The sequence below is a fragment of the Phytohabitans sp. LZ39 genome, from assembly GCF_059359075.1.
Map to the genome: position 1 here is coordinate 102,041 of NZ_JCADBM010000011.1, position 13,505 is coordinate 115,545.

The window sequence follows — 13,505 nt, forward strand, 5'->3', positions numbered from 1 at the left end:
CCCTTGACCGGCGGGCCGCCTCGTAAATCGTGACCCCAAGCGAAGCGCTCCGTGGCGAATTTTGGCCCCTATAGGGGCCATTTCTCGCCACGGACGCGCTCGGGCTGGCTTGTCGCGCGGAGGTCGGGGGATCTCGGCGAGCCGCCGGGCGCCGCGGGAGCGGCGGTCCGCGGTCTAGACGCGGCGGGCGTCGGCGAGGAGGGCGCTGTCGGCCGCAGGGGCTGAAGCCAAGCTCGACCGCTTCGCCGACCGGGAGTGGCTCGCTCTCGCGGCCGAGCAGGTGGACGCAGCCGGCCAGGTGGTAGCGCGGGCGGCCGTCGATCACCAGGACGTCGGCCGTCGTGCGGGCGATACGGGCGGCGTCGGCGGGCGAGACGTACTGCGCGGCGGGCTCGGCCGGCGGGTAGTCGAGCGGCTGGCGCGTGTCGAGCGGCTGGTGGGCCTGGTACTCGACGTCGGGCTCGGCCACCGCGACCCACATCCAGAGCCATTTCGAAATAGGTGAGAGGTGGGTGGTCGCGACGGCCACTCCGCACGAATGGTCGGCGATCTCGGCGCGTTACCCGTTAGCGGATAACGCAGGGGTGACCGGGACCAACGGCGGACGGGTGCGGCCGCGGGAGCAGCGGTCCGGACCACGACGGACATCGCGGTAGCTCAAGTCTCTGTCTTATATAGGGGTTTCAGGGCCTCCGGTACGTGAACAAGACGCCAGCCCCCGACGAATAGGCGAAAAGCGCGGTGTCACTGAAGAACGGGTCGCCGCCGATGCTGCCGCACGTATGTCCATACCGATGTCGCGACCAGCAGCAGGGTGGTGGTGACGGTGACCCATCCGACCCGGATCGGTCCGTGGTGGAACGTGCCCAACAGGCCGATCGCCCAGCCGCCGGCCGCGACCATGAGCAGGCCGTTCGCGCCCGAGATGCTGGCGGTGCGCCCGGCCGAGCGGACCGCCGGCAGGACGGGAAGGCGACATAGCGCAATCCATGTGACGTGCAGGGCCGCGGCGGTCAGTGCCCCCGCGCCGAGGAGCGCGAACAATCCCGGCAGGGATCCTTCGGTCAGATAGGTCGTCGTGTTCCGCGCGAATTGCAGGGCGCCCCAGCCGGCCGTCGCGAGCGCGGCCACGGGCACCAGCACCACGCGCGTGGCGAGGAGGGTCGCGGCCAGGGTCGCGCGGGCGGCGCCGGCCACGATGACGGTCATCGCACGCGCCCAGCACCACGTCCAGTTCACCGCCCAGACGAAGCCCACCTTGCACCAGTACCAGGCGCGCAGCAGCGCGTTGCCGGCCATGACCGTGGCGGCGTGGGCCGCGAACGCGACCGTCTCGGCGAGGGCCAACACCGCCCGACCGATCCGATCAGGCAGCTGCTGGGCACCGGTCAGTCGCCGTGGTGGGCGGCGCCGCGGCGTCGCGATCCTTCTCGGCGGATCGGGGCGCGAGAAAGGCCCTTCACGGTACGGCAGCGTCCAGTCGGCCGTACGCGCGATGGCACCGCAGGTGGCGATCAGCAGCGCCAGCGCGGCGGCGGCGCAGGCGAGGACGAGCACCGCGTTCGACACCCCGGTGGGCAGGTCGACCAGGTGGCGAGCACCGGGTACCACGGCCGCGGCCGACACCGCGAGCGCGGCGGGCGCGACGGCGAAGACGCTGGCGACGAGCGCGGCCGCGGACCCGACGTCCGCGCGTTCGAGCGCGTCCTGCGCGAACTGGAGCAGCCAGGCGACGGCGGTCGCCACGACGAGCGCGGTCCAGATGAGCTGAAGCCGGCCGCGGTCGGACGCTTGAAGGAGCAGCGCGCCGCCGCCGGCGAGGACCCAGCCGGCCAGGGCGTACGCGGCGAGGGCGCCGAAGCGGCGCAGCGGAAGTGCCACGACCGCACCGCCCAGCGCGACCGCGGCGAGAAACACCGGCAACGCGTCGTCGACTGCGGCGGTGAGCAGGAAGGCGAGGCAGACGGCGGCCCGCCACGCGAAGGCCAGCACCGGCCTGAGCCGCCTCGGCTCCGCTCCGGCGAGGGGAAGGAACCGGTCGTGGCTGTGGCAGTAGACGTCGACGTCGTCGATCAGCTCGGCGTCACAGCCTTCTTCGCCACAGCCGGCGGCGGAACGGAAATCACGAGCGCTCGTGATCGGAGCGGTGAGGGTGGTCATGATGGGCCTCCGGACGGGACGTCTCGGGCCTGTCTCGGCTCGTGCCGAACATGGTTCTCCGCCATTTCCGCCCCCGGAACATCTGTGTGCGTGGACCTCGATAACGAAACGCAACGCCGCGTCAGCCGGGTGGAATACACGAATGCCATATCGGTTCGGGTCGCACCGCCAAATGGGTTACCGCAATCAAGCACCTCACGATTTCCCGCTGTCGATCTGTCGGTGTTCAGACAATGCAGCCCGACAGAGATCAATGATCGTGGGGCCGTCGGAATTTCACATGGCGAAGTGGCGCGTGACGACGGCGCCCTCCATCCACGTCTCAGGCCGAGAGGGGCACCCACGTCCCGTGTTCGACGGACCGGAGGGTCGATGACAGGCCGGCCTCTTCGAAGGCTTGCTCCAGGTCGGCGCGGCCCTCCGAAAAATGCGCCCAGCCGTCGTAGTGCGCCGGAACCACGATTGCCGCGTCGAGGACCGCCGCCGCCGCGGCGGCTCGGCGGCTGTCCAGCGTGAGGGGGCGGCCGGCGAACCTCGCCGGCACTCTGGCCGCCCCGGCGAAGAGCACGGCCACGTCGATCCGCGGCGCGCGGCGGGCGATCTCGGCCACCGTCCGGATCGAGGCGTTGTCGCCGCTGACGTACACCGTGGGCAGGTCCTGTCCGGACAGGACGAAGCCGGTGACCTCGCAGATGACGTTGCCGTCGCTGTCTCGCTCGGCGTCCTCCGGGCCGTGGACGGCGGGCACCGCGAGCACCGTCAGCTCGCCGCCACCGTCCGGGCGGGGCAGGGCGTGGGTGGCCCAGGGGGCCAGACCGACCGCCGGCGGGCCCAGCCGGCCGGCGGTCACCGGACCGGTGAGCAGCGCCGGCGCGGCCAGCGCGAAGGCGCGGCCGCGCTCGTCGAGGTTGTCGAGGTGGACGTCGTGGCTGACCAGCACGAGATCGACCGGTCCGAGCCCGCCCTCGGCCACGACCGGCCCGGCGGTCTTGGTCAGGTAGCCGCGCGGTCCGGCGTCGTCGAAGGTCGGGTCGGCGACGATCCGCAGACCGCCGAGGTCTACGACCGTGGTCGGTCCGCCCAGGACCACCGCGGCGCACTCCTGCCGTGCCAGCTGCGTGTCCGTCACAGGCCCTAACCTATCGGCATGAGTGACGCGGACGACGTGCGACGGCTGGCGCTCGCGCTGCCGCACGTGGTCGAGATCGACAGCGACGGCTTCGACTTCCGGGTAGGCGACAAAGGGTTCGTCTGGTCCTACCCGGAGCGCAAGCCCGGCCAGCCGCGCGTCATCCGCACCGACATCGCCGTGCTGTACGTGGGCGACGAGGCGGAGAAGCAGGCCCTGCTGCTCGGCGAGCCGGACCTCTTCTTCACCACGCCCGGCTACGACGGCCTGCCCCTGGTCATGCTGTGGCTGGAGCGGGTCGGCGTCGACCGCCTCACCGAGCTGGTCACCGACGCCTGGCGGATGCGCGCGCCGCGGGAGCTGGCCGGCGACCTGGACGGCGGCCCGCATGTCTCTGCGTGACCGGCTCACGCACCCGGACGACGAGGTGCGCCTCGACGCCGCCCACCTGGCCGGCGCCTCCGGCGACCTGGGGCTGGTGGACACGCTGCTCGACATGGCCTTGCACGACAGCGCCGAGGTCCGCACGGTCGGCGGGCTCGCCGAGGTGTACGAGCACGTGGGCGACGCGGCCGCCGGGGCGCTGGGCGGCATACTCGGGCGGCGGTCGGAGCACGACCCGCGGATCCGCGCGGCCGCCGTCGACCTCGCCCACGACGACGAGCGGGTGGCCACCCTCCTCTACTACCTCGGGCGCCGCTACGAGCCGCTGCGGCGGGAGCTGGAGACGCATCCGGAGGATCGCGTGCGGCTGCGGGCGGTCAACGCCGTGCTGTCGACGCACCGCACGCGGGAGTTCAGCGCGCGTTTCCTCGCCGACAGCTCGCCGGCGGTCCGGATCGAGGCGCTCAACGTGCCGAAGAACGTCCTCGACCGGGACGCCTGCCTGCGCCTCATGCGCCACGACCCCGAGCCGCGGGTACGGGCGGCGGCGGCCGAGACGCTGAGCTACACCTCGGTCCCCGCCGCGCCGTTCGTCGAGGCGGCGAAGGTGGAGACAGCCCCAGGACCGCGGGCCGCGCTGCTGTCCTGCTTCGCCTACCGCCTCGGCGAGCCGGGCGTCGTGCGGGCCGTCGTCGGCTTCCTCGCCGAGGACGCGCCGCCCGTCCGGCGCAGGGCGGCCGAGCTGCTGCGCGGCGTCGCGGACCCGGTGGTGGCCGCCGCGATCGCATTGCGCGTGCTTGTCGAGCCGGACGGCTGGGTGCTGAGCAACCTGCTGGCGTACAAGCACCTGCTCGCCCTCGCGCCGGAGCTGCGCGGCCTGCTCGAGCGCATGCTCGCCGAGGCACGCGGCGACGGGGACCGGTGGCGGCTGTCCACCGCCCTCGCGGCGCCGTCCGCGCCTTCCCCGCCCGGCCCGGCCGGCGAGCTGGACGAGCGGCAGCGGGCCGCCGTCGAGGCGGAGCGGCGGGGTCCACGGTGGACGGCCGATCTGGCGGGGCTCTTCGCCGCGCGCATGGCCGGTGCGGGCGCCGACCCGCTCTCCGTGCTCAAACCCTAGGCGTGCGGGCGCAGCACGCCCGAGACGCCGCGCGGATGGCCGGTGCGGGCGCCGACCCGCTCTCCGTGCTCAAACCCTAGGCGTGCAGGCGCAGCACACCCATGACGCCGTGCGCACCGACCACAATGGAACCGTCGCCGGCCAGCGCGACCGCGTAGACCGGGTGTTCGACGGGGATCCGGTGCAGCTCCCGCCCGGCCGCCAGGTCCCACACCCGCACGGTGCCGTCCCAGCCGCCGGAGACCGCGATCGCCCGGCCGTCCGGGTGCCGTCCACACGCGACGGTGCGGGCGTCGCGGTGGTGACCGGGCAGCGGCTCACCCACCGGCGCCCCGTGGGCCAGCCGGTAGCGGTGCAGCCGCCCGGCGTCGTCGAGTGCCACGACGAGGTCGCCGGCGACGTCGAGCGTCGACAGTGGATCCGGGCCGGCCCGGGGAAAGACGGCCACCGCACGGGCGGACGCCAGGTCGTACACCCGCAGGTCGTCGCCGGTCGTGGCGACGACGACCCGGCGGTCGCCGGTGACGGCCCGCCCCCAGTGGCTCAGGCGCGCGGCGCCGAGCGCCTCCCCGCTGGACAGGCACCACCAGCGCAACCAACCGAGGTTGCCGACCGACACGGCGACCGGGCGCCCGTCCGGCAGGACCGCCGCGGTCACGTCCCGCACGGGCTCCGGTCCGGGTGGCTCGTCGGGTACGCCGGTCGGCCGGTAGCGCCCCGCGCCGGCAAGCTCGCCGCCGGGCGGCACGACGATCGTGCGCAGCAGGGCGCCGGAGTCCACGTCGAACACGCACACCCGCCCGTCGAGGCCACCCGTGACCGCGAGCGGCGGCCCGCCCGGTGCGCGCACGCACGCCACCGCCGCCGCGTCGTGGGAGTCGTGCAGCACCGACTCGGGCGGTGCCCCCTCGGCCAGGTCCCAGGCGCCGATCCGTCCATTGTGGTGGGCGGTGACCGCCACCCACCGCCCGTCCGAGCGGGCGGCGCAGGCGACCGCCGCCGGCGACGCGAGCGGCACGGGCGGCTCCCCCTCCCCGGCGTCGAGCGGCCACGCGCGGACGATCCCGTCGCGGCCGCCGGTCAGCAGGCATTCGCGGCCCCGGACCGCCACCGAGACCTTCGGGTACAGCGGGTCGACCGGCACCGGGTCGGCCGGCGGCGGCGAGGGATGCGGGCGCAGGCGGGGTGGGTCGCCGGCGACCGCCCAGCCGCGCACCGCGCCGCCGGTCGTCGCCGTGTCGAGCATGCTCCAGTCGCCGGACGGCACGGTCACCTCGACGCCGACGAGCACCGGGACCCCGTCGGGCGGCTGGACCGCGGCCAGCGAGCGGAGCGGGATGGGCAGCGTGACCCGGTCGAGCTCCACCGGCGCTCCCCCGGCCGCCTCCCACAGGCACAGCAGCGCGCCTTCGGCGCCGGCCAGCACGTGCCGGCCCGCCGCGGTCGTGGCACCCACCACCGGCCCGGTGCCGCGCCCGCGGACGAGCGGCCCGCCGCCGGTGGACCACACGCCGTACTCGCCGGACCCGGCCACCGCGCCCACCACCTCGCGCACCGTCCACAGTGCCACGATCGGCCCGCGCAGCGCGGCGACCGTGCGGTGCGGCACCTCCTCCACGGGCAGCAGCCACCGGGCCGACCAGGCCAGGCCGCCCTCGTACACGAGCCGGTCGGCGAGCTGGTCCGCGCCGGTCCGGCGGGCGGCGAGCTGGAGGTGGGCGCGCTCGTCCGCGTCGCCGAGGTACGCGCCGGCGCGGTCGCGAGCGGCCAGCTCCACGGCCGGCCGCTCGCGGTCCCGCGGCTCAGCCGAGCCAGGCGCCATCGCGGTCCTGGGCGGGGCTTGCCGCCGTGCGGGCGGCCGCGGCCCGCAGCGGGATGGTGGAGGTGTCGTACGCGAACGTGGCCACCGCCGTCGCGACCGCGTCCGCGTTGGTGTCGAATGCGAACAGGTTCACGTTGCCGAACAGCCGGTACTCGCGGCGCAGCTGCCGGTAGAGCTCGGCGTCGGCGCCGTTCCGCTCGGGGGTGAGGCTGTCGCACGGCGCGTGGTAGCACGGGTCGTACGGCGCGCCCGCGACACCGCCCCACAGCGCGACCTCCGCCGCCGTCTTCGACAGCTCGGCACCGGTGAACAGGCCGCCGGCCGGGATGCCGACGCCGGCCGCGATGAACGGGCCGTAGTCGGAGCGGCCGGTGAAGTCGGACGCGGCCGTGGGTTCGCCGCGGGACGCGAAGAAAGCCTCGAAGACGTCCTCGATCTGCGCGGAGCCGGGCGGGCCGGCGGGTGAGCCGGCGGCGGCCGAGTCGTCGCCGTCGTACACGCCGAACGTGTAGTTGGGCGACCCGATCATGTCGAAGTTGAGGTAGAGCGCGACCCTGTCCCGCTCCGCCTGCGGCAGGTTGGCGACGTAGAACGTGGAACCGGCGAGGTTCGACTCCTCGGCGCCCCACCACGCGAAGCGCACCTTGTTCTTCGTCTTGAACTTCGCCATCCGCAGTGCCACCTCGAGGATGCCGGCGCTGCCGGTGCCGTTGTCGTTGATGCCGGCCGTGTCCGGCTCGGAGTCGAGGTGGGCGCCGACCATCACGACCTCGTCCGGGTCGCCCCACCGGGACTCGGCGAACACGTTGACCGTTTCCCGGACCTCGGAGGTGGCGTCGACCGAGATCCGCACGTTCAGCGTGCCGGCCAGCGCCGCCGCGACGAGGGCCGCGCCGAGGTCGTACGAGATGGAGACGGCGGGGATGCCGACCGGGACGCCGAGCGTGCCGGTGAAGAGCCCGAACCGGTCCGGGTTGGCCTCCGGCGTGCCGTTGCCCTGGTTGAAGATGATCGCGCCGATCGCGCCGGCGGCCTGCGCGTTCCGCACCTTGAGGCCGAACCCGCAGGAGGTGCCGGGCGCGGCGCCGCGCTGCATGATGGCGATCTTCCCGGCGACCTCGGGGCCGAAGTCGCCGGGCTCGCAGCCGGAGGTGCTGGCCCGCGGCGGCGTCAGGTTGACGTCCACGGGTACGACCGCGCCGCTCGCGCTGCCACCACCCGAGCAGTCCAGCACGTCGTAGTCGGTCCCGGCGACGTAGGTCGTGGGTGTGGGTGCGAGCTGCGCGAACGACGAGCCGGTGTCCTCGCAGAACGTGAACGAGAACGGCTGGCGCGTCACCTTGTAGCCGGCGTGCCCGGCGAGCGCCGCAACATAGTCGGCACTGCGGTCGTAGCCTGGCATACCGGACGCCCGGTTGCCGCCGCTGACCGCCGCGATCCCCTGGAACGCCACGAGGTGGCGCAGGAGGCCGGAAAGCGTGACGTCCTTCGTAAGCTTTCGGACGGGATCGTCGGTGGAGTGCGCCCGCGCCGGTGCGGCGACGGTGAAGGCGCCCAGCAGCACGGCGGCGGCGGCCGCACCACACAGGCGTCTGAGCGATCGAGACACCACGGTGTGTTCTCCCTTTCGCGAACACGGAACGGTAGCTCCGATATCCAGCAATCTAGATTCGGCACCGAACGTGTGGAAGGGGTCACTCCCACCCGCGTCTGTCGTGGGTCCCGCGAAAGCCAGGTCAGGGAGGGCACCCCTGCCACGGAGTGCCCTCCCTGAGCGCTGGGTCAGGCGGCCTTGACGCTGAAGGTCGCCATCATGGCCATGTCCTCGTGCTCCAGCATGTGGCAGTGGAGCATGTACGGACCGACGTGGTCGGTGAACGTGGTGACGACCGAGAACCCCGTGTTGGCCGGGACGAAGAAGGTCTCCTTCAGCGCGGCCTCGTGCGCCGCGACCGGCAGGTCCGCCCCCGGTATCGGGTTTCCGCCGGCGTCGAAGGCGAGCTGGAACCGGCGCACCAGCCGCCAGTCGACGTCGTGGAGATGGATGGCGTGTGGCTGCGGTGAGTCGTTGAAGAACGTCCACCGCTCCGTGGTGTTCAACACCGGGTCGGCGTCGATCCGGCCGGCCTGGAACGGCTGGTTGTTGATCGTCCACTGTGTTGGGACGCCGGCGGCGTCGAGGGTCGCCCGGAGCACGAACGACCGGTCCTCCACCGGCTCGGGGAAGGCCGGCACCGGGCGCAGCGCGGCCGGCACCGAGCTCGTCTCGGTGAGGTCGCGGTTGACCCGGAACTGCATGAGCTCCCTCGGCGGGTTGCCCGGCGTCGCCGGTGTGTTGGTGTCCAGCAGTACGAGGTTCTGCCCCAGCAGGCCGGCGAAGTCGAGCACGATCTCCACGCGTTCCGCCGGTTGCAGGATGATCGACGTGCGCTGGACCGGGGCCGGCAGCAGGCCGGCGTCGGTGCCGATCTGCGTCATCGGGGCACCGTTGCTGAGTCCCAGCACGAGCGGGCGCCGGTTGGCCGCGTTGAGGATGCGGACCCGGTACTTGCGGTCACCGACGTCGAAGTACGGCTGCGGCCGGCCGTTGACCAGCCACGTGTCGCCCAGCGTGCCGACGATGCTGAAGTTGTAGGGAATCTGGTTGTTGGCGTCGAAGGTGCGGTCGGTGATGACCAGGGGTACGTCGAACTCGCCCCGGGGCAGCGGCAGGGCGCTGTCGAACCTGTCGTCGAGGATGAACATGCCGGCCAGGCCGTTCCACACGTTGCGGCCGGTCACGTCCATCCGGTGGTCGTGGTACCACTGCGTGACGGCCCACTCGGGCTCGCCGCGCTCCATGTGCTCGTACACGTACGTGCGCTGGCGCCCCCGGGGGATGAGGAAGTCGTTCGGCTGACCGTCCTCACTGGGCCGCGAGTGGCTGCCGTGGTGGTGGATGGTCGCCTGGCCGAAGTTCGCCGGCAGGTCGTTGCGGAAGGTGATCCGGCTGGTCTGGCCGCTGGGCCGCCGGATCGTCGGGCCGGGGAATATCCCGTTGTACGTCCACATGCGCGTTGGTGGGCCGGTCGGCATGACCTGCACGTCGGCCTCGCGCATCTGGATGGTGACCTCGGAGCCCCGGAGGACGGGTGGGATGCGCAGCGGCACGCTGTACGGCACGACGGCCGCCTGCGCGGTGGTGGAGGAGAGGACGAAGTTGCCGACGACTGCCATCAGGACGGTGGCGCCGGCGGCCGCCCAGCGCGAGCGCACCCGCGACAGGCCGGTTCGACGACGTCGCGCCGGCACCACGGCGGAGGGTGCCATGCGGACGGTGAGGCGCAGCCCGCCGGCGGCGAGCGGCAGTGCCGCCAGGGCCACCACGAAGGCGTCCTGGACGGCGTAGGCGGCCGTGTCCGGGCCGAGTCCGGCCTTCTCCGTGCCGTCGAAGGGTGCGGTCATGGCCGCGTGCTCCGCGGGCGAGTGGCCGGTCTCCCGCATCATCGCGTGGTGCACCCGGGCCAGGCCCGCCGCGTCGAGGTTGCCGTAGTCCGCCGCGTACTCGCGGCACTCGGCGGCGGTGAACATCGCCGGGCACGAGGTGTCGTACCCGACGGCGGCGAGGTTCGGCGCGATGGCCGGCGGCGCCAGCCGTGCCGAGACCACCGACTGGAGCGGCGCGGTGGCCAGCAGGAGCGCCGTGAATACGCCGGCGGCGGCGCCGGCCTGTACCAGCAGCCCGCGCGGGCCGCGGTCGTGCCAGCCGCGCCGGCGGGCCAGCCAGGCCATCGCGCCCGCGGCCAGCAGCGCCAGCGGCAGGACCAAGAGCGCGGCGGCGCCGATCTCCCGTGGACCCGACGGGTCACCGCCTCCGAGCACGGTTGGTGGCATGGCCAGCCACGCGGCGACCGTACCCCCGGTCAGCAGGAGTGCGACCAGCAGCACACGTCTGCCGCCGACCGCGGGTCTCTGCCCGACCGTCCTTTGTGGTGGTTGCATCTTCCGCCCGCCTTTCTCGGCTCCCTAGGCGGAGCCTCTCGTCCATCTTGGACCCACCAGTTCACAGATCCAGCCGTGGCGAAACGGACTGCTTCCCCTTGGGGGTAGGCGCTGTGTCCAAACTGGAGACATGGTGGACTGCCCGGCGATTTCGCCAGGCAGTCCACAATGGTCGGACGGGCTTATCGCTACCGGACGAACACCTCCCGCTGGAAGTAGTCCTGCCGGCCGCTGTCGTCGAGGAACTCGTTGAACATCACGAAAGGCAGGATCCCGATGTTGAACCGGGCCTGCATGTGCACCCGCATGAACCCGTGGTCGAACGTGGCGTACAGCGCCGGCCCGCCGTCGGTGGCGGACACGTCGGCGAAGTGCGGCGTGGTCCGCCCGTCGACCACCGGCTCGGCGGCGGCGCGCCCGCCGCCGGTCACGCTGATGTCGGTGTAGAGGCTCACCGGCACGTCGCCCCAGTCGATCGGACCGTCCGGCCCGGCCGCGGTGACGCGCAGGTACGTGCGCCCGTCCCGCGCCGACAGGCTCACCTCCGATACCCCTTTGGTGCCCGCGTCGGTGTTGCGCCACCGGGTGTGCAGCCGGTCCGGGACGATCGGCGCGCGGAGCATCGGCAGCCGGTCCTCACCGCGGGCGTACCCCCGCTCCGGAACGGCGCCCAGCGGGTCGGCGGCCTCCGTCAGGGCCTGCGGCCCGCACCGGTGCAGAAACTCGCGCGAGAAGTAGTCCGTGCGGCCGCTGCCGTCGGTGAAGGTGGTGAACGCGCCGCACACCATCACGTTGTGCAGCATGTTCGCCTGGATCTGCGTGCGGGCGTGGCCCAGCTCGAACGTGGCCCGGTACGCGCACACGTCGCCCGACGCCGGCGAGAGCGCGTACACGCCGTCGACCGGCACCTCGCCCCAGTCGCGCAGCCGGTCGGCGTGCGGGTCGGTGGCCCAGGCGTGCGCCCACACCTGGCCGTCGCGGTCGGTCAGCTCCACGGCGGTGATCCCCCACGTCTGGTGGTTGGCGTTGCGCCACAACCCGACCAGCGGTCCGGTGTCGATCGGCGCGGCCCGCGCCGGCCCACCGTCGGGGAGGCGGTCGATCTCGCGGAGATACTGGGCGGTCGTGGGCATGGTGGCCATGCGGCACCCCCGGATAAATTGTTTGGTTTCGATGCCAATGCTATGTGGACGGGCGCGGCGACCCGACGGGTGAGAACCCCCCGGGGCCCTGCCCGGAGAGTGCGTGCGGCGCCCGGCGATACCAGATCACCGGCTCGATGTCCGGGTCACCGGCGTGCCACCGCGGCGACCCGAGGACCAGCACGTGGTCGGCGACGGCGATCGTCTCCCGCACCACGCAGACCGCGCCCGCGGCCGTGCCGTGCAGGAGCGGCACGCCGAGCGTCCACCGGTACGGCACGCCGGCGAACCGGGCGGTCGGGTCGCCGGCGGCGAAGGCGCGGGCCAGGTGCCGCTGCGCCGCCGACAGCACGCAGAGCCCGAACCGCCCGGCCCGCTCGGCCGCGGCCAGCGTGCGGCTGTGCGCGGCCAGCGAGACCAGCAGCAGCGGCGGGTCGGCCGACACGGAGGCGAGGGCGGTGACCGTGCAGCCGAGCGGGCGCGCGCCGTCCGCGCCGGTCACCACCGCCACGCCCGTGGGCCAGCCGGCCATCAGGTCCCGGAACCTGTCGGCCGGCGGGGCGTCCACCTCAGGGCTTGAAGAACGAGGCGTCATGTTCGCGTCCCAGGACGGCGCGGCCGATGGTGGCGAGGAGGTGGTCGTCGTTGTCGTGCCGCACGTAGAAGGTCAGGTCGCGCAGGATCCGCTCGACCGGGCTGGGCCGCACCAGCGAACGCGCACCGCAGGCCCGGATGCAGTGGTCCACAGTGGACAACGCGAGGTGCTCGACGACGTGCCGGGCGCGGCTGCCGGCGATCCGCGCCTCGTCGACGCGGCCGCCGTCCCACAGCCGGGCCACGTGCGCCAGCCAGAGCCGGGCGGTGTCCAGGTCGACCGCCATGCCGCCGACCCGCTGCTGCACGTACGGGTCGCCGCCCTTGTCCTGCTTCTCGATGTAGGTGATCGCGTAGTCGTAGGCGCCCTCGGCCGCGCCGAGGAAGCTCGCCGCGTAGTGCGGGATGAACGTCGACTGCCACCCCTGGCGCACGTAGTCGCCCGGCTCGCCGAGCTGCCAGGCCGCCCGCACCGGCGTCCGGTCGAAGTGGACGAGGTGGCTGGCGGTGGCCCGCATGCCCACCGGGTCCCACCACGAGGTGTCCACGGTGATCGACGGGTGCCGCAGGTCGCAGCCGAGCAGCAGCACGCTCTCCGGCGCGGCCGCGTGCCGCGCGCCGCCCGGCCCGGCGAGGCTCACCAGCAGGATCGCCCAGTCCGCGCCGGTCGCGCTGGTCGCGAACGCCTTGGTGCCGTCGACGGTCCAGCCGTCCGCGGTACGCGTCACCGTGGTCCCGAAGCGGCGCGTCTCGCCGGGCTTGGGCGCCTGCGGCTCCCCGCTCCAGGCGACCCACTTCTCGCCCCGGCGCACCACGCCCTCGAACCACCGCTCGCGCTGGTCGCCGGTGGCGAAGGCGTCGAGGAGCACCAGCGCGTTCGCGTGCCCCTCCCAGCAGCGGGCCAGCGACAGGTCGACCCGGGCCAGCTCGCGGGTCATCTCCCACAGCGTGTGGGTGTCGCGGCGCAGCGGCCCGAGGCCGAGCCCGCCGTGCTCGGTCGGCACGGTCGGCGCGAGCAGCCCGGCGGCGAATAGGTCGTCCAGGTCGGCGGCGGGAAACTCCGCCCCGCGGTCGTATCCGGCGGCCCGGGCGGCGAACCGGTCGCGGGCCAGGTCGGCGACGCGCCGTACGGCGGCGGCGCCGGTCGCGCGTGTCTCGATTTCGACGCTCATGGTC

10 protein-coding genes are annotated in these 13,505 nt (G+C 73.5%); 2 read left to right on the plus strand and 8 right to left on the minus strand.

The window, feature by feature from the left end; genetic code table 11:
• Positions 1-744: 744 nt before the first annotated feature.
• Both AC5L36_RS21850 and AC5L36_RS21855 read right to left on the minus strand, forming a co-directional pair.
• Complete coding sequence (locus AC5L36_RS21850; protein ID WP_441218428.1) at positions 745-2,160, minus strand: hypothetical protein; 1,416 nt, start codon at positions 2,158-2,160, stop codon at positions 745-747.
• 322 nt (positions 2,161-2,482) lie between these two features.
• Positions 2,483-3,289: an MBL fold metallo-hydrolase gene (locus tag AC5L36_RS21855; protein WP_441218430.1), complete on the minus strand. Its 807-nt coding sequence runs from the start codon at positions 3,287-3,289 to the stop codon at positions 2,483-2,485.
• A gap of 18 nt (positions 3,290-3,307) precedes the next feature.
• On the opposite strand from AC5L36_RS21855, the gene AC5L36_RS21860 reads away from it, so the two are divergent.
• Positions 3,308-3,691 (plus strand): MmcQ/YjbR family DNA-binding protein, encoded by a 384-nt coding sequence (locus AC5L36_RS21860; protein WP_441218432.1) that lies wholly within the window; start codon positions 3,308-3,310, stop codon positions 3,689-3,691.
• Positions 3,678-4,790: a hypothetical protein gene (locus tag AC5L36_RS21865; RefSeq protein ID WP_441218434.1), complete on the plus strand. Its 1,113-nt coding sequence runs from the start codon at positions 3,678-3,680 to the stop codon at positions 4,788-4,790. The genes AC5L36_RS21860 and AC5L36_RS21865 overlap by 14 nt, the downstream gene beginning before the upstream one ends.
• Before the next feature lie 76 nt (positions 4,791-4,866).
• Here the strand turns inward: AC5L36_RS21865 and AC5L36_RS21870 are convergent, their stop codons facing one another.
• The 6 genes from AC5L36_RS21870 to AC5L36_RS21895 all read right to left on the minus strand — a co-directional run bounded on the left by AC5L36_RS21870 (position 4,867) and on the right by AC5L36_RS21895 (position 13,501).
• The gene (locus AC5L36_RS21870) at positions 4,867-6,567 is read right to left on the minus strand and encodes a WD40 repeat domain-containing protein (RefSeq protein WP_494908771.1); all 1,701 of its coding nucleotides are present in this window, start codon (positions 6,565-6,567) and stop codon (positions 4,867-4,869) included.
• A 25-nt stretch (positions 6,568-6,592) separates the two neighbouring features.
• A complete protein-coding gene (locus AC5L36_RS21875) occupies positions 6,593-8,224 on the minus strand; it encodes a M28 family peptidase (RefSeq protein ID WP_441218438.1) in 1,632 nt (543 codons plus the stop codon).
• A 170-nt stretch (positions 8,225-8,394) separates the two neighbouring features.
• Positions 8,395-10,539, minus strand: a complete 2,145-nt coding sequence (locus AC5L36_RS21880; RefSeq protein WP_441218440.1) for a multicopper oxidase family protein — start codon at positions 10,537-10,539, stop codon at positions 8,395-8,397.
• A gap of 242 nt (positions 10,540-10,781) precedes the next feature.
• The gene (locus tag AC5L36_RS21885) at positions 10,782-11,735 is read right to left on the minus strand and encodes a hypothetical protein (RefSeq protein ID WP_441218442.1); all 954 of its coding nucleotides are present in this window, start codon (positions 11,733-11,735) and stop codon (positions 10,782-10,784) included.
• 40 nt (positions 11,736-11,775) lie between these two features.
• Positions 11,776-12,330 (minus strand): flavin reductase family protein, encoded by a 555-nt coding sequence (locus AC5L36_RS21890; protein WP_441218444.1) that lies wholly within the window; start codon positions 12,328-12,330, stop codon positions 11,776-11,778.
• A complete protein-coding gene (locus AC5L36_RS21895) occupies positions 12,305-13,501 on the minus strand; it encodes an acyl-CoA dehydrogenase family protein (protein WP_441218446.1) in 1,197 nt (398 codons plus the stop codon). Before AC5L36_RS21895 ends, AC5L36_RS21890 begins: the two co-directional genes overlap by 26 nt.
• Positions 13,502-13,505: the final 4 nt, after the last annotated feature.